18 protein-coding genes are annotated in these 16,127 nt (G+C 74.7%); 1 reads left to right on the top strand and 17 read right to left on the bottom strand.

Annotation, left to right across the window (positions count from 1 at the left end):
• Positions 1 to 8: 8 nt before the first annotated feature.
• Genes frr through rpsB form a run of 4 tightly spaced genes read right to left on the bottom strand, consistent with a single transcriptional unit; the run spans position 9 to position 3,113 of the window.
• Positions 9 to 566: a ribosome recycling factor gene (gene frr / locus VKZ81_RS30280; RefSeq protein WP_324245152.1), complete on the bottom strand. Its 558-nt coding sequence runs from the start codon at positions 564 to 566 to the stop codon at positions 9 to 11.
• Positions 563 to 1,330 (bottom strand): UMP kinase, encoded by a 768-nt coding sequence (gene pyrH / locus VKZ81_RS30285; protein ID WP_324245153.1) that lies wholly within the window; start codon positions 1,328 to 1,330, stop codon positions 563 to 565. Before pyrH ends, frr begins: the two co-directional genes overlap by 4 nt.
• Positions 1,331 to 1,355: 25 nt before the next feature.
• Entirely contained in the window at positions 1,356 to 2,171 is an 816-nt protein-coding gene (gene tsf / locus VKZ81_RS30290; RefSeq protein WP_324245154.1) for a translation elongation factor Ts, read from the bottom strand.
• 39 nt (positions 2,172 to 2,210) lie between these two features.
• Entirely contained in the window at positions 2,211 to 3,113 is a 903-nt protein-coding gene (rpsB, locus tag VKZ81_RS30295; protein ID WP_324245155.1) for a 30S ribosomal protein S2, read from the bottom strand.
• 1,832 nt (positions 3,114 to 4,945) lie between these two features.
• On the opposite strand from rpsB, the gene VKZ81_RS30300 reads away from it, so the two are divergent.
• Positions 4,946 to 5,509, top strand: a complete 564-nt coding sequence (locus tag VKZ81_RS30300; protein WP_324245156.1) for a M23 family metallopeptidase — start codon at positions 4,946 to 4,948, stop codon at positions 5,507 to 5,509.
• Here VKZ81_RS30300 and VKZ81_RS30305 read toward each other — a convergent pair.
• The 13 genes from VKZ81_RS30305 to VKZ81_RS30365 form a co-directional block, all read right to left on the bottom strand.
• Positions 5,427 to 6,284: a FliA/WhiG family RNA polymerase sigma factor gene (locus tag VKZ81_RS30305; protein WP_324245157.1), complete on the bottom strand. Its 858-nt coding sequence runs from the start codon at positions 6,282 to 6,284 to the stop codon at positions 5,427 to 5,429. The two genes, VKZ81_RS30300 and VKZ81_RS30305, sit on opposite strands and share 83 nt — an antisense overlap.
• A complete protein-coding gene (locus VKZ81_RS30310; RefSeq protein WP_324245158.1) occupies positions 6,259 to 7,164 on the bottom strand; it encodes a tyrosine recombinase XerC in 906 nt (301 codons plus the stop codon). The genes VKZ81_RS30305 and VKZ81_RS30310 overlap by 26 nt, the downstream gene beginning before the upstream one ends.
• A gap of 197 nt (positions 7,165 to 7,361) precedes the next feature.
• On the bottom strand, positions 7,362 to 7,571 hold the full coding sequence (locus VKZ81_RS30315; RefSeq protein ID WP_324245159.1) for a hypothetical protein: 210 nt from the start codon (positions 7,569 to 7,571) through the stop codon (positions 7,362 to 7,364).
• Positions 7,572 to 7,641: 70 nt separating this feature from the next.
• Positions 7,642 to 8,769, bottom strand: coding sequence for a DNA-processing protein DprA (gene dprA, locus VKZ81_RS30320; protein ID WP_324245160.1), 1,128 nt, complete (start codon positions 8,767 to 8,769; stop codon positions 7,642 to 7,644).
• A 601-nt stretch (positions 8,770 to 9,370) separates the two neighbouring features.
• Positions 9,371 to 10,879, bottom strand: a complete 1,509-nt coding sequence (locus tag VKZ81_RS30325; protein WP_324245161.1) for a YifB family Mg chelatase-like AAA ATPase — start codon at positions 10,877 to 10,879, stop codon at positions 9,371 to 9,373.
• The gene (locus VKZ81_RS30330) at positions 10,879 to 11,235 is read right to left on the bottom strand and encodes a YraN family protein (protein ID WP_324245162.1); all 357 of its coding nucleotides are present in this window, start codon (positions 11,233 to 11,235) and stop codon (positions 10,879 to 10,881) included. The genes VKZ81_RS30325 and VKZ81_RS30330 overlap by 1 nt, the downstream gene beginning before the upstream one ends.
• Before the next feature lie 185 nt (positions 11,236 to 11,420).
• Positions 11,421 to 11,744, bottom strand: coding sequence for a DUF2469 domain-containing protein (locus VKZ81_RS30335; protein WP_324245163.1), 324 nt, complete (start codon positions 11,742 to 11,744; stop codon positions 11,421 to 11,423).
• The gene (locus VKZ81_RS30340; RefSeq protein ID WP_414709514.1) at positions 11,741 to 12,589 is read right to left on the bottom strand and encodes a ribonuclease HII; all 849 of its coding nucleotides are present in this window, start codon (positions 12,587 to 12,589) and stop codon (positions 11,741 to 11,743) included. The genes VKZ81_RS30335 and VKZ81_RS30340 overlap by 4 nt, the downstream gene beginning before the upstream one ends.
• Positions 12,590 to 12,658: 69 nt before the next feature.
• Positions 12,659 to 13,936 (bottom strand): signal peptidase I, encoded by a 1,278-nt coding sequence (gene lepB, locus VKZ81_RS35285; protein ID WP_414709515.1) that lies wholly within the window; start codon positions 13,934 to 13,936, stop codon positions 12,659 to 12,661.
• 33 nt (positions 13,937 to 13,969) lie between these two features.
• Entirely contained in the window at positions 13,970 to 14,329 is a 360-nt protein-coding gene (rplS, locus tag VKZ81_RS30350; RefSeq protein WP_324245165.1) for a 50S ribosomal protein L19, read from the bottom strand.
• 128 nt (positions 14,330 to 14,457) lie between these two features.
• Positions 14,458 to 15,210, bottom strand: coding sequence for a tRNA (guanosine(37)-N1)-methyltransferase TrmD (trmD, locus tag VKZ81_RS30355; RefSeq protein ID WP_324245166.1), 753 nt, complete (start codon positions 15,208 to 15,210; stop codon positions 14,458 to 14,460).
• 34 nt (positions 15,211 to 15,244) lie between these two features.
• Positions 15,245 to 15,826: a Clp protease N-terminal domain-containing protein gene (locus VKZ81_RS30360; RefSeq protein WP_324245167.1), complete on the bottom strand. Its 582-nt coding sequence runs from the start codon at positions 15,824 to 15,826 to the stop codon at positions 15,245 to 15,247.
• A 23-nt stretch (positions 15,827 to 15,849) separates the two neighbouring features.
• Complete coding sequence (locus VKZ81_RS30365) at positions 15,850 to 16,065, bottom strand: helix-turn-helix domain-containing protein (RefSeq protein WP_324245168.1); 216 nt, start codon at positions 16,063 to 16,065, stop codon at positions 15,850 to 15,852.
• Between the last annotated feature and the right edge of the window lie 62 nt (positions 16,066 to 16,127).

A 16,127-nucleotide genomic window follows, 5' to 3' on the forward strand; every position in this document is an offset into this window, starting at 1 on the left:
GTCACCGGTCAGACTTCGAGCAGCTCGGCTTCCTTGTGCTTGACCAGGTCGTCGACCTGGTGGACGTACTTGTCGGTGGTGTTCTGCAGCTCCTTCTCGGCGCGGCTCACCTCGTCCTCACCGGCCTCGCCGTCGCGCGCGATGCGGTGCAGCTCCTCCATCGCCTTGCGGCGGATGTTGCGGATCGTGACGCGCGCGTCCTCGCCCTTGCTGCGCGCCACCTTCACCATCTCGCGTCGGCGTTCCTCCGACAGCTGGGGGATGACCACTCGGATGATCTGCCCGTCGTTGCTCGGGTTGAGCCCGAGGTCGGAGTTGCGGATCGCCGTCTCGAGGGCCTTGAGCTGGCTCTGGTCGTACGGCTTGATGACGGCCAGACGCGCCTCCGGGACGGTGATGGAGGCGAGCTGGTTGATCGGCGTCATCGACCCGTAGTAGTCGACGAGCACCCGCGCGAACATGTTCGGGGTGGCCCGGCCGGTGCGCACGGTGGCGAGGTCGTCCTTCGCGACGGCGACGGCCTTCTCCATCTTCTCCTCGGCGTCGAGAAGCGTCTCGTCGATCACGGCGTGTCCCTGCCTTCCGCATACTCCTGGGTGCTGACCAGGGTGCCGATCCTCTCACCCCGAACCGCTCGGGCGATGTTCCCCTCGACGAGCAGGTTGAACACGATGATCGGCATCTTGTTGTCCATGCAGAGGCTGAACGCGGTGGCGTCGGCCACCTTGAGCCCCTGTTCGAGCACCTCGCGGTGGGTGATCTCGTCGTACAGCTTCGCGTCGGGGTCGACCTTGGGGTCGGCGGTGTAGACGCCGTCGACGCTCTTCGCGAGGAGCACGACCTCTGCCCCGATCTCCAGCGCGCGCTGCGCGCCCGCGGTGTCGGTGGAGAAGTAGGGCATGCCGACACCCGCGCCGAAGATGACGACGCGGCCCTTCTCGAGGTGCCGGATCGCGCGGCGCGGGATGTAGGCCTCGGCGACCTGGCCCATCGTGATGGCCGTCTGCACGCGGGTGTCGACGTGGTGCTCGCGCTCGAGGAAGTCCTGCAGCGCGAGGCAGTTCATCACCGTGCCGAGCATGCCGATGTAGTCGGCGCGCGCCCGGTCCATGCCCCGCTGCTGCAGCTCCTCACCGCGGAAGAAGTTGCCGCCGCCGATCACCACCGCGACCTGCGCCCCGGTGGCGACCACCTCGGCGATCTGGCGGGCGACGGTCTCGACGACCTTCGGATCGACCCCGACGCCCCCGCCGCCGAACATCTCGCCGCCGAGCTTGAGCAACACACGGCGGTAACCGGGGCCACCGGGGCCGGTCCGTAGGGTCGTCATCGCGTCGCCTTCGTCCGTTGTCGGCTCAGGCCTGGCCCACCTCGAAGCGGGCGAACTCCTTGACGGTGACCCCCGCCTCGTCGAGCAGGGCCTTCACCGTCTTCTTCGGCTCGTGGACCGACGGCTGCTCCAGCAGTACGACGTCCTTGTAGAAGCCGTTGATACGCCCCTCGACGATGCGGGGCACCACCTGCTCGGGCTTGCCCTCCTCGCGGGCGGTGGCCTCGGCGATGCGCCGCTCGTTCTCCAGGACCTCGGCGGGCACCTCGTCCCGCGTGCGGTACTGCGGGCGGGCCGCGGCGATGTGCATGGCCACGCTCTTGGCCGCCTCGTCGCTCGAGCCCTCGTAGGCCACGATCGCGCCGATGGCGGGCGGCAGGTCCGAGGCGCGGCGGTGCAGGTACAGCGCCACCGGGCCGTCGACGTGCACGTAGCGCTTGAGCTCGAGCTTCTCGCCGATGCGGGCCGAGAGGGCCTGCACCGCGTCCTCGACGGTGCCGCCGTCGAGCGGCGCCTTCTTGAGGGCGTCGACGTCGGCTGGCTTCTGCTCGATCGCGACGCGGAGGATCTTGTCGGCCAGCGCCTGGAAATCGTCGCTCTTGGCGACGAAGTCGGTCTCGCAGTTCAGCTCGACCATCGTGCCGCCCTCGGCCGCGACGAGCCCGTTGGCCGTCTCCCGGCCCGCGCGCTTGCCGACGTCCTTGGCGCCCTTGATGCGCAGCAGCTCGACCGCCTTGTCGAAGTCGCCCTCGGCCTCCTCGAGCGCCTTCTTGCAGTCCATCATCCCGGAACCGGTCAGGTCCCGGAGCTTCTTGACGTCGGCGGCGGTGAAGTTCGCCATGGTGGGTGTTTCGTCCGTTCTCTTCGAAGCCAGTGGGGCTCAGCCCGCGGTCTGCTGGGTGCCGTTGCTCGTGGAGGCCGGGGCGGCCTCGGCCGCCGGGTTGGGCGCCTCGGCGCCCTGGCCGGCCCCGGTGAGGCTCGCGCCGTCGGAACCGGCGCCCTCGGCGAGCAGGTTCTGCTCCCACTCCGCCAGCGGCTCGTCGCTGGCGACGCCCGCCTCCGGCTTGTCCTCGCCCTCGGCCCCGCGCGCCCGCTGCGCGCGCTGCATCAGGCCGTCGGCCGCCGCGCGGGCGATCACCTTCGTGAGCAGCGACGCGGAGCGGATCGCGTCGTCGTTGCCCGGGATCGGGTAGTCGACCTCGTCGGGGTCGCAGTTGGTGTCCAGGATGGAGACCACCGGGATGCCGAGCTTGCGGGCCTCACCGACGGCGATGTGCTCCTTCTTGGTGTCCACCACCCAGACCGCGCTCGGGATCTTCTGCATGTCCCGGATACCGCCGAGCGTGCGCTCGAGCTTCTCCTTCTCGCGGGTGAGCATGAGGATCTCCTTCTTGGTGCGACCCTCGAAGCCACCCGTCTGCTCCATCGACTCCAGCTCCTTGAGGCGCTGCAGCCGCTTGTGCACGGTCTGGAAGTTCGTGAGCATGCCGCCCAGCCAGCGCTGGTTCACGTACGGCATGTTGACGCGGGACGCCTCCTCGGCGATGGCCTCCTGCGCCTGCTTCTTCGTCCCGACGAACATGATCGTGCCGCCGTGGGCGACGGTCTCGCGGACGAACTCGTAGGCCCGGTCGATGTACGACAGGGTCTGCTGCAGGTCGATGATGTAGATGCCGTTGCGCTCGGTGAGGATGTAGCGCTTCATCTTCGGATTCCAGCGACGGGTCTGGTGCCCGAAGTGCACGCCGGAATCCAGCAGCTGCTTCATGGTGACGACGGCCACGGCCGGGTCTCACCTCTCGTTCGGGCGCGACCGCCGAGCGGCCACGCGTGCGGTTCTGCGGAGCGCCGGTCGGCGGCACCGCCCTGGCGTGGCGCCGGTGGCCGGACCCGAGCGGACCCGGGACCGCCCGTCCACCGTCCCGTTGGACACGGGTGCGCGCACGCGCGAAGTCACCTCGACGCCTTCGAGGTGCAGATCGAGTGTACGCCGCGCCTCGGACCGGCCCGACGCGGCGTCCTCAAGTTGTCCACCTCGACGCTGCGCCGTCCACAGATCCGGATCGACCCGCCCCACCCCACCTCCCCCGCGCCAGCCTGACCCCGTCCGCACGACCCGGAGGCGCACCCATGACCCGCACCACCCACCGTTCGCAGCCGCTCCCGCCGGTGGCGGGCGGGTCCGCGTCGGGTTCCGCGCGCGCCCGGCCCCCGACGCCCCGGCGGCTCCTCACCGCCCGCGCGCTCGTCGGCGCCCTCGGCGCGGCGACGCTGCTCGCGGGCCCGCTGGTGGCGCCCGGCCCGACGGCTGCGGCGGACGTGCCGTGGCGCGGTCGGCCCGCGGTCCTCACCGCGTCGGATCCCCCTCCCCCCTCCGTGACCGCCGTCCCCGCGCCCACGCCGGCCGGTGCGCCGGCCACGGCGCCCGAGGGGCGGCTCCGGGCCGCCGAACCCCCGCACCGCGCACTCGACCCGTCCTCGAGGTCGTTCGCGGTGACGCCGCCGTCGCCGGACGCAGGACCCCTGACCGCCACGCCACCTCCGACGCAGTCCCCCTCGCCCGACGCACCGGCCCCACCCGAAGCGCTGCTGTCAGCCACGCCGCCGCGGCCGCACCGCGAGTCCGGCCCATCCCGCGACGTGCCGCCGTTCCTGCCGAACATGGCGGCCCCGGCCGGCAGGCCGCCCTCGGTGTCGCCTCCCCCGCCCGGCACAGCAGCCCCATCCGAGGCGCCACCTGCGGCCATGCCGTCCGCGCCGCCGGGGGCACCGGCACCGTCCCGCGAGCCGTCCGCACCGGGCGGCTCGCGGTCCGCTCCCACGCCTGGCCGACCGACCCCGCCGGACCAACCCGCCCAGCTCCCGCCCCACCGCACGCAGGCACCACCGCGAGGATCGACCGCCTCGGGCCACCCGCCGCCCACCGGCACGACGGGCCGGCCCGGGACGACGCGCCACCCGCCCGAGCTCCCGCCCAACCGCACGCAGGCGCGACGCGACGAACCGACGCCACCGGATCCGCTGCCCGCGCCGCGGGAGCCGGCGCCCCGTCGGGCGCAGACCGCACGATCCGAGGGACGGTCGGTTCCCGACGCCCCGCTCGGCACCCCGCCGGATCCATCCGATGCACCGCACGCCCCCTCCGCCGCGCGCGACCGCACCCCGGCAGCACCTGCGGTGGCGGCCGCGCAGGGCGGCCCGGCACCCGCCGCCGCACCCGGCGAACCCGGCACGCCACCCGAACCCCCCAACCGCCCACCGCACCACGCACAGGCGCCACCCGACCGACGGGCCAGGCCCCCCGGACCAGGGCCGGACCGCACGCCGGCACCACCCGCGGCGACCATCGCGCCGGCCGACCCACCGCCCGCGACCACGCCGGACGGGGCCGAGGCACAGCCCGAGCCGCACACCCGCTCGCCCCACCCGCCCCGGCTGACCGGGCCTCCCGAGCCCTCGCCCGACCACCCGCCGGCCCCACCGGAGGGGCCGATCGGCCCCGGTGACCCGCCGCCCGACGCACCGGCACCGTCCGGCCCGCCACCGGCCCCGGCGGCGCCGGCGCCACCGGAGGGGGCGGGGCAGCCCGCGCCCGGTGCGCGATACGCGTGGCCGATGCTGCCGCCTCCGCGGATCGGCACGCGGTTCCGGGCGCCACCGCACCCGTACGGGCGCGGCCACCGCGGCGTCGACCTCGTCGGCACCGCCGGGCAGCCCGTCCTCGCCGCCCGGGCCGGCACGGTCGTGTTCGCGGGACCGATCGGCCCGCGCGCTGTCGTGTCGATCGACCACGACGATGGCTTGCGCACCACCTACGAGCCGGTGCGCCCCGTCGTGCGGCCGGGAACGCTGGTCCGGGCGGGCGAGGTGCTGGGCCTGCTCGACGCGGGCCACCCCGGATGCCCGGTCGCGGCCTGCCTGCACTGGGGCGTGCGCCGCGGGCCCGTCGAGTACCTGGACCCGTTGGTGCTGCTGCGCCCGCCCGCCGTGCGGCTGCTGCCGGTGCCCGACCCGTGGCCCGACCCGTCGGCCGCCGACCGGGCGTTCGCCGCCGGTTCCGCGACCCCGCCACCCGTCGCGACGGCGCGGCCTGCGCTCATCCGGCCGCGAGCTCCTCCAGCCTGCCGCGGAGGCGCCCGACCAGCCGGGTGTGCAGCTGGCACACGCGCGACTCGGTGACTCCCAGGAGCCGCCCGATCTCGGCCAGCGTCCGGTTCTCCAGGTAGTAGAGGCGCACGACGTCGCGGTCGCGTTCCTCGAGCTGCGCCACGGCGACGGCGAGTTGGCGCAGCGTCTCGGCGGCCTGCACCACGGCCACCGGGTCGGGGGCGTCGTCGTCGGCCAGGAGCTCCGAGACCCCGCCGCTGTTCTCGTCGAGCGCCTCGACGCTGATCAGCTGCACCTGGCGGGCGAGCGCGCGCACCTCGTGGACCGCGAGCCCCACTTCCTCGGCGAGCTCGGCGTCGGTGGCCGCCCGCTGGAGCCGGCTCTCGAGCCGCTCCTGCGCGCGTTCCAGCTCGCGCACGCGCCCGCGCACCCCGCGCGGCACCCAGTCCTGCGCGCGCAGCTCGTCGAGGATCGCGCCGCGGATGCGCGGCACGGCGTAGCTCTCGAACCGGGGGCTGCGCTCGGGGTCGAAGCGCTCCACCGCGTCGATGAGGCCGAAGACGCCGCACTGCACCAGGTCGGCCACCTCGACGTACGACGGGAGGGCGCTGCCGAGCCGGTACGCGACGGCCCGCACCAGGGGCGTGTAGTGCACGACGAGCTGGTCGCGCAGCTCGCGGCTGCGCTCGGTCAGGTAGGCGGACCACAACTCGTCCACGGCCGCGGCCGACGGCACACCGACCGACCGCGCCGGGGGCTCCACCACCGCGGTCGCCGTGGTGGCCGGGGTTCTGAGCTGCGCAGACGGGACCGGGAGAACGTCATGCCCGCGGATGCGCCTGCTCATGAACCACCTTCAGCCGCTCGACGGTGACCTGCGTGTAGAGCTGAGTGGTTGCTAGCTTAGCGTGACCGAGCAACTCCTGTACGTAACGGAGGTCCGCGCCACGCTCCAACATGTGGGTCGCCGCCGCGTGCCGGAGCCCGTGCGGCCCGACGTCCGGCGCGCCCGGGACGGCGGTGAGCGCCTCGTGGACCACGCGCCGGGCCACCCGCGGATCGAGCCGGCCACCGCGGGCGCCGAGCAGGAGCGCCGGCGGGGAGCCCGAGCGTGCCAGGGCGGGCCTGCCGACGGCCAGCCACCGCCGCAGCGCATCCGAGGCGGGCAACCCGTAGACGACCGTGCGTTCGCGGTTGCCCTTGCCGACCACGCGCAGGGCGCGCCGGCTCGGGTCGACGTCGTCGAGATCGAGGCCGCACAGCTCCGCGACCCGGATCCCCGTCGCGTACAGCAGCTCCAGCACGAGCAGGTCGCGCAGCGCGATCGGGTGTTCCTCCGCCGCCCCGTGCCCGGCGGCCTCGAGCGCGGCGGAGGTCTCCTCGGCGGTCGGCACCACGGGAAGGGACCGCCTGGCCCGCGGCGAGGCCAGCCGCACCCCCGGGTCGGTGGGCATGCGACCGCTGCGGTGCGCCCATGCCGTGAAGCTGCGCGCCGCCGCGGCCCGCCGGGCGAGCGTGGACCGGCCCAGCCCCGCCTCGTGCCCGGCCGCAAGCCAGCGGCGCAGCCACGCCAGGTCGAGGCCCTCCAGTTCCTCCAGGCCCTCCAGCAGGCTCACCAGGTCGCCGCGGTAGGCGCGCACGGTGTGCTCGGAGCGCCCCCGCTCGAGGGCGAGGTGCTGCAGGAACGCCTCCAGCGCTGCCGCCGGGCCGGGCGCGAGCTCGGGCATCCACCGACCGTGCGCGCCGTAGCCGGCACGGTCAAGCACTCGACGGCGTGTCGGGCCGGGGCCACGGCCGAGCCCTCGGCGGGCCGGACACCACGCACGGCCGCCGATCGGCGGGCACGGCGTGCCTGCCCACCGCCGCCGCATCACCCGGCGGCCAGGAAGGCGGATCCGGGCGAACCTCCGGCGGGCGCGCCGAATCACGTGCCGGGTGCGCCAGGCCGGCGGGCGCTCAGGGGGGCGGAGCCGGACGGGCACAGCGCCCAGGACGCGACCCTCGGCCGGGCGGCCCACCACAGGCGGGCGTAGCGGCGCAGCAGCGGCGACGGGGGATCCGCGCGGCGGCCGCGGCGGGCCGAGCGGTGCTCCGCCGCGGCCCGCTCCAGCTCGCAGCGACGCACCTGAACCACGTGCCGTGATCGCCGGCCCGGCGCGCGACGCCGCCAGGAGGTCATCGCCGACCCGTGCAGCGCGGTCGCATCACACCCCGACCACCACCCTGCGCCGCCACCGGCCCTCGCAGTGCTCGACCAGCCCGCGTCGTTCGAGGGCGACCAGCGCGATGCGCACGGCGCCGATCGGCAGACCGGACTCCAGCGCGAGCCACCGGGTGTCGCGGGCGCCCCTGGCCGGCAGGGCGTCGTGGACGCGGGCCGCGGCCGGGTCGAGGCCGTCGGTCGGCCGGTCCGCGCGGGGTTCGGGCGTTTCGGCCAGGTGCGAGCCGATCGGCGCCACCGCCTCGAGCACTTCGTCGCTGCGGGTCACGAGCAGGGCTCCGTCGCGCACGAGGCGATGGCAGCCCACCGACATCGCCGACGTGACCGGCCCTGGCACCGCCATCACCTGCCGGCCGAGCGACATGGCGTCCGCCGCGGTGCGCTGCGCGCCGCTGCGCAGCCCGGCCTCGACGACGACGGTGCCCACCGCCAGCCCGGCGATCAGCCGGTTGCGCACGAGGAACCGGTGCCGGGCCGGCACCCCGCCGGGCGGGTACTCGCTGACCACGAGCCCGCTCGCGGCGATCCGCTCGAGCAGCAGTTCGTGGGACGCCGGGTAGATCCGGTCGATGCCGCAGGCGAGCACCGCCACGGTGGCGCCCTCCACCGCCAGCGCGCCGCGATGGGCGGCGCCGTCGATGCCGATGGCCGCACCGGAGACGACGGTGCACCCGCGGTCGGCGAGCCCGGACCCGAGCTCCGCGGCGACGTGGGCCCCGTAGCTCGTGGCCGCCCGCGCCCCGACCACCGCGACGGCGGTGCCGCACAGCTCGTCGAGCCGGCCGGGGCCGCGGACCCACAGCGCCAGCGGCGGGGCGAGCTGCTCGGGGGCGGCGTCGAACGCGGCGAACGCCTCGGCGGGCCACTCGGGGTGTTCCGGCACGACCAGCCGGGCACCGGCCGCGGCCGCGGCGTCGAGGTCGGTGCCCGGCCGGTGCACCTGCCGCCGGACGCTCGTCTCGCGCGCCACCGGTTCGTCGACCCGCCCCTCGCGAACCCGGGCCGCGGCCTCCACCGGGCCGACCTCGGCCACCAGCCCGACCAGCGCGGCCGCGGGTGGCTCGGCCACTCGAGACAGGTAGGCGCGCGCGAGCAGGATCTCCTCGTTCACGTGACCCTCCGGGCGCGCAGGACCGCGACCACGACGAGCCCGCCGTCAGGCCGATCCCGCCCTGCGAGGTCAGCGATGCTCCACGCCACGCACCACGCCCGATCGGTCCGACACCGGCACGCCCGCGCCAACAAGGTCACCTCGTTCACGCGATCCTCCGATCACAGGAGAAGGCCGCGGCCCTGACGACATCCCCGCCCGGCCAACCCCGGCCCGCCGCAAGACCGGTGGGGGAACACGCCACGCACAGCCCTCCATCGACCCCACCGGACAGGTGGGCCCGCGCCGTCACGATCAGCTCGCTCACGTCGCCCTCCGGTCACGGAAACCTCGGCCACGACGAACTCGGCCTCGGTCCGGTCCCGCCCGGCGAGGCCCCACCTCACGCGCAACCCCCGATCGACCCGACGGCACCGGCAGGGCCCGTCCCAGCGGGCTCTCCTCGTTCACACGGACCCCCGGTCACGAAGGGGCAGCACGCACTCCGCACGTCCCGCACCGGGCCGCCCCCGCTCCGCTCGGCCGGCGAGCATCCACGCGGCGCCCAGCGCCCACCTGGCCCCGCGGCACCGTCGGACCCGCGTCGGCGACACCACCTCGTTCACGCCGCCCTCCGGTCGCGGAAGAACAGCGCCATCTCGACGAGGTCCGCGTCGGGCCGGTCCCGTCCGGCGAGGTCGGCGAGCGTCCACGCGACGCGCAGTGCCCGGTCGGCCCCGCGGGCGGTGAGCTGGCCCGACCGCAGGCCGGCGTCGAGCGGGCGGACGGCGCTGCGGGGCAGCGCGAACCGCGTGCGCAGCACGGGACCCGGCACCTCGGCGTTGGTGCTGAAGCCCAAGGGGCCCCACCGCTCGGCGGCGGCGGCGCGCGCGGCGAGCACCCTGGCCCGGACGGTGGCGGTGTCCTCCCCCTGACCGGCGGCGGCCAGCGCGGTGACCGGGAACATGCGGGCGCTCAGGTCGACGCGGTCGAGCAACGGGCCCGACAGCCGCCCGAGGTAGCGGCGTCGCACGAGCGACGGGCAGACGCAGTCGCGGTCGTGGGCGGGGGCGCAGGGGCACGGGTTGGCCGCGAGCACGAGCTGGAAGCGGGCCGGGTACTGCACCGTGCCGTCGGCCCGCGCGATGCGGACGACCCCCTCCTCGAGCGGGGTGCGGAGCGCGTCGAGCAGGCTCGCGCCCCACTCCGGCGCCTCGTCGAGGAAGAGCACGCCGCGGTGGGCGAGCGACACCGCACCGGGCCGCGCGATGCCGGTGCCGCCGCCGATGAGCGCTGCCATCGAGCTGGAGTGGTGCGGCGCGACGAACGGCGGCACGGTGCTCAGAACGCCGCCGACGGGCAGCCTCCCGGCCACCGAGCGGATCGCGGCGAGCGAGAGCGCCTCCGGCGGCGACAGGCGCGGCAGGAGGCCGACGAACCGCTGCGCGAGCATGGTCTTCCCGGTGCCCGGCGGGCCGACGAGCAGGACGTGGTGCCCGCCCGCCGCGGCGATCTCGATGGCCTGGCGCGCGTCGTCCTGCCCGACCACGTCGGCGAGGTCGGGCGGCTCCGCCACCTCGTCCTCGCCGGGTGGCGCCGGCCTGCGCAGCTCGCACATCCCCTGCAGGAACGACAGCGCGTCGGCCAGGCGCGCCGCACCGTGCACCTCGATGCCCTCCACCGGCGCGGCCTCGGCGAGCGCGGCCTCCGGCACGACCGCACGACGCAGCCCGGCGTCGCGCGCCGCGAGCAGGCACGGCAGCAGGCCGCGCACGGCCCTGAGCCTGCCGTCGAGGGCCAGCTCGCCCAGCAGGACCGTGCCGTCGAGCTGGCCCTGCGGGATCGTCCCGACCTCGCCGAGCACGGCGCACGCGAGCGCCAGGTCGAAACCGCTGCCGGTCTTGCGCAGCGCCGCGGGCGAGAGCGCCAGCATGATCTTGCTGTCGTCGGGCCAGGAATACCCCGAGTTGACGATCGCGGCGCGCACCCGATCCTTGGCCTCGTTCAGGGACGCGTCGGGGAGCCCGAGCAGGTGGATCCTGGGCATCCCGTGGCCGAGGTGGGCCTCGATCTCGACGACGTGGCCCTCCAGGCCGACGAGCGCCACCGCGTAGGCGCGCGTGATGGTCATCAGAACGCCGCCTCGTAGTGGTGGATCGTGGCCGGGCCGCCGGGGCCCGCGACCACGGCGAGCACGTCGAACCGGACCGGCACCCAGCGCATGCGGTGGGCCTGGAGCCACGCGTTGGTGACGCGGCGGATGCGGGCCGCCTTGCGGGCGTCGACGGCCTCGGCGGGCCGGCCGTGGCGGGTGTCCGAGCGGGTCTTGACCTCGCACACCACGAGCCGCTTGGCGTCGGTGGCCACCAGGTCGATCTCGCCGTGGCGGCACCGCCAGTTGCGCGACAGGATCACCAGGCCCCGCCGCTCGAGGTAGCGGGCCGCGAGGTCCTCACCGCGGCGCCCGAGCACGTCCTTCGCTGCCATGGGACAACGATCGGTGAGGCAGGGGCGCCGGGGTGGGGAGATCGGAGATCTGTGGACAACCGGAGGGCGAGGTGGACAACCCCGCCACGGCGCAGCAGGAGCGTCGGTGGGGTGTGCTAGGCCGTCGGCGCCGCAGCGCCCAGCCCTTGCACGGCGGGTCGGCGAAGCGGGGCTGGGCTACCGGCTCACGGGCCGAACTGGTCGCCCTCCGGCAGCCGCAGGTCGGGCTTCTCCAGCTCCTCGACGTTGACGTCCTTGAACGTCAGCACGCGCACGTTCTTGACGAACCGGGCGGGCCGGTACATGTCCCAGACCCAGGCGTCGGACATCCGGACTTCGAAGTAGATCTCCCCGTCGGCGTTGCGCGGGGTGACGTCGACCGAGTTCGCCAGGTAGAAGCGCCGCTCCGTCTCCACGACGTAGGAGAACTGGGACACGATGTCCCGGTACTCCTTGTAGAGCGTGAGCTCCATCTCGGTCTCGTACTTCTCGAGATCCTCGGCGCTCACGGTGCTACCCCTCCTCCGGAACCCTCGGACGTCCCGACGGCCAGCGCCCCATTGTGGACCAGCCCTCCGTCGAGGTCCTCCCCGAGCCCCGCCTCGATCGTGTCGTCCATCGATTCTTCGTCCACCGCGCCCCCGTCGAGCAGGCGGGAGGGCGGTCGCACGCCGTCGCGCGCCGCGCGCACGTTGACGAACGAGTACCGGTGCACGCGGCTGGGCCCGTGGGCGTAGAGGGCCTCGTCGTGGACCGGCGTGCAGTAGCCCTTGTGCTCGGCGAACCCGTACTGGGGGTACTCGGCGTCCAGCGCGACCATGATCCGGTCCCTGGTGACCTTCGCCAGCACCGACGCGGCCGCGACGCACGCGGCGACCCGGTCCCCCTTGGGCACCGCGAGCGCCGGCGTGCCGAACCCGCGTACGGCGAACCCGTCGGTCAACACGTAGCCGGGTGGGCGGGAGAGCCCCGCGACGGCGCGGCGCATCCCCTCGACGTTGGCGGCGTGCACCCCGCGGCGGTCGACCTCCTCCGGCGGGATGACCACGATCGACAGGTCCTCCGCGCGGCGGCGGATCACCGAGTAGTACTCCTCGCGCGCGGCCGCGGTGAGCAGCTTCGAGTCGGTGAGGCCCTCGAGGCGCTTCGCGTCGCCGGGGCGCAGCACGCACGCGGCGACGACGAGCGGGCCGGCGCAGGCGCCCCGCCCGGCCTCGTCCACGCCCGCGACCGGGCTCAGACCGTGCCGGTGCAGGGTGCTCTGCAGCGTCCAGCTGCCCGCGGAGCGCCGGACGACGGCGCGGGCCGGGCGCAGCTCGGGCGGCAGCACGGTGCGCACCGGACGGCGTCGCACCCGCCGCTGGGGTACAGGTCGTGCGGCCATCGTGGAGCAGTCTGCGCCACCCCGCGAGGGGCCGTGCGCTCAGGGTCGGCGTGTCGGGACGAACTCGAACTCGAGCTCGCGGGCGTGGCGGCGGCGCCGCAGCAGGGCGATCGGCAGGGTGCCGAGCATCCCGAGGGCGAGCGGAGCGCCCGCGGCGGCGTCCTGCACCGCCATGCCGACGGCGGTGGACTGCGGGTCCTGCGAGGGGACCCAACCGAACCGGTCGAAGGGCAGGACGATCAACCGCGCCTGTCCGATGACGTTCTCGACGGGGACGGCACCGTGGTCGGGCATCCGCGAGTCGGCGGAGTTGTTGCGGCTGTCGCCCATCATCCACAGCTGCCCCTCGGGCACCGTGACAGGGCCGAAGGGCGCCTGCTTGGGCGGCCCGGCCTCGGGCAGGTAGAAGATGTAGGGCTCGTTGAGCGACTTGCCGTCGACCATCACCTGGCCGCGGGCGTCGCAGCACTGCACGGTCTGGCCGCCGACTGCGATGACCCGCTTGACGAAGTCCTTCTCGTCGGGCGGGGCGAGCCCGATCAGCGAGCCGAACAGCTGCAGCCCGCGCACGACGGGGTTGCTCGGCTCCTCGATCTCGATCTCGCTGCTCCAGCTGTCCGGCCCGCGGAACACCACGACGTCGCCGGGCGCGGGATCGGTGAAGCGGTAGGTGAGCTTGTCGACGAGCACCCGGTCGTTGTTGCAGCCGGCGCAGCCGTGCAGTGTGGTCTCCATCGACCCGGACGGGATGACGTAGACCTTCGCCAGGAACGTCTGGATCAGGAACGTCAGGACGAGCGCGACCACGACCAGGATCGGCAGCTCTTTCCAGAACGTGGGGCGTCTGCGCCTGCCGGGCTTGACCTTGCGCCCGCTGGCCTCGATCTGCCGCTTGTACTCCGACGCGGGCGTGGCCCCGGGCGACGCACCGGCGCGGCGCCGGTGCCTGCCCGGGGCCTCGCTCTGGGCGGGCCCGGCCGCGGGCGGCGCGTCGGCGAAGAGGTCGCCGTGGACGACCGTGGGCTCGTCGTCGGCCGGGTCGACGGGACGCGGCGGCACCGGGCGGGCCGCCCGCGGTGGCCTCGGGACCTGTCGGTCGGGCGGCGGCACCGGGCGGCGGGGCGCACCTCGCGGGACCCCGTTCTGCGCCGGGCCGCCGCGGGGCCGGCCGCGCGGGGCGGACGGGCGCGGCGGCGGGATGTCCGGGCGCTGTCCGGGTGGGATCGGCGCCTGGTCGCGCGGCACGAACGGCTCCCCCGGCGGGGAGAAGCGCGGGGGCGCGGCTCTCCGGTCGTCGGGAAGGTCGGGGAGGGCCACGCCAACGAGGCTACGGCAACCGAGCGGGTTCGGTCAGGACGCGGACGGGGTCTCGCGCCGCTCCTTGATCTTGGCGGCCTTGCCGCGCAGCTCACGCAGGTAGTAGAGCTTCGCGCGACGGACGTCACCCCGGGTGGCGACCTCGATCTTGTCGATGTTCGGGGAGTGCACCGGGAAGGTGCGCTCGACGCCGACGCCGAACGAGACCTTGCGCACGGTGAAGGTCTCCCGGGCCCCGGAACCCTGGCGCCGGATGACGACACCCTGGAAGACCTGGATGCGGGACCGGTTGCCCTCGATGACCTTCACGTGCACCTTGAGCGTGTCGCCCGGTCGGAAGTCCGGGATGTCGGAGCGCAGCAGCTGTGCGTCCAGTGCGTCCAGGGTGTTCATCGCGAAGATCCGTCCTCGGTGATAGCGGTCGTGCAGGGGCGCGCACCACGTTCGGGTTGGGGCGCCAGGCAGGCCCGTCGGCTCGGGCAACCAGTCCATAGTGCCAGATGCGAGATCGCCGGCTGCAATCACCCGTCCCGCAGTGACGCGAGGAACGCCCGGTCGGCGTCGTCGAGGGCGTCCTCGGGCAGCTTGGCGAGCAGGTCGGGACGCCGCTTCGCGGTGCGCTCGAGCGCGCGGTCGCGCCGCCAGCGGGCGATCCTCGCGTGGTTGCCGCTGCGCAGGACCTCCGGAACGGCGAGCCCGCGCCAGACCTCCGGCCGGGTGTAGGCGGGGCCTTCCAGGAGCCCGTCGGAGAACGAGTCCTGCTCGGCCGACGCCGGGTTGCCGAGCACGCCGGGCAGCAGCCGGACCACGGCCTCCACCATGACCAGCACCGCCGCCTCGCCGCCGACCAGCACGTAGTCGCCGATGCTCACCTCCTCGACCGGCAGGCCGCGCCGCTCGAGGTCGTCGACCACGCGCTGGTCGATGCCCTCGTAGCGCCCGCACGCGAAGAGCAGCCGCTCGTCGGCGCTCCACTCCTGCGCCGTGGCCTGGGTGAACAGCCGCCCGGCCGGGGTGGGCACGACGATGCGCGGGGTGCGTTCGTCGAGCGCCAGCACCGCGTCGAGCGCCTCCCCCCACACCTGCGGGCGCATCACCATGCCCGGGCCGCCGCCGTAGGGGGCGTCGTCGACGCTCTGGTGGACGTCGTGGGTCCAGGTACGCAGGTCGTGCACGGCGAGGTCGACGAGTCCGGCGGAGATCGCCTTGCCCGGCAGCGCCTCGCGCAGCGGGGCGAGGTAGCCGGGGAAGATGGTGATGACGTCGATCCGCACGGACGGATGCTGCCAGGCGCCCGCGCACCGGGTGTCAGCCGGCCTCGCGCCTGCCCACCAGGTCCCGGACGACCGCGCGGGCGGGCGCGAGCCGCACCCCGTGCGCGGCGAGGATGTGGTGGGCCGCACCCTCGTCGGAGTGGAGCAGCCCGAGCAGGATGTGCTCGGTGCCGATGTGGTTGTGCCCGAGCGCGATCGCCTCGCGCAGGGCGAGCTGGAGCGCCTTCTTCGCCGGGCCCTCGAACGGGATGTGCCCGAAGAGCCGGCCACCCTTCTTGCCGGACGCCGCCCGGGTGCGGTCGAGCGCCCCCGGCCCGAACGCCTCCTCGACCTGGCGGCGGACCTCGTCGAGGTCGATCCCGATCGTGGACAGCGCCTCCGCGTCGATCCCGCTCGACGCGTGAACCCGGTCGACCGCGCGCAGCACCTCGTCCCGCCCGACGCCGAACCGTTCGAGCACGGCCGGCGCGAGGTCGTCCGGCGCGTCGGCGTCCGGCACGGCGTAGAAGGCGGCGAGCAGGTGCTCGGTGCGGATCTCGTCCGCCTTGCGCTGCCGCGCTTCCTCCTGGGCCTGGACGACCACCAGCCGGGCCGCTCGCGTGAACCGTTCGAACATCTCGCCTCCCCGTCCTCGGGCCGCTAGAAGCCGTAGCGGCGGTACTTCTTGTGCACGGCTTGGCGGCTCACCTGCAGCGCGTCCGCGATCTGCTGCCAGGACCACCCCTGCGCCCTGGCGTTGGAGACCTGCAGCTCCTCCAGGGACTCCAGCAGCTTCCGCAGGGACGCCACCGCCGCCAGGCCGACGGCCGGGTCCCTGCTGGACGCGGCCGCGGCGACCTTCGTGGCATCGCTCATGCCTGTCAACCTACGTTGACACGACCCACCGTGTCAACCTGAGTTGACAACTCGTCCGCACA

Source organism: Pseudonocardia sp., assembly GCF_035305885.1.
GTDB lineage: Bacteria > Actinomycetota > Actinomycetes > Mycobacteriales > Pseudonocardiaceae > Pseudonocardia.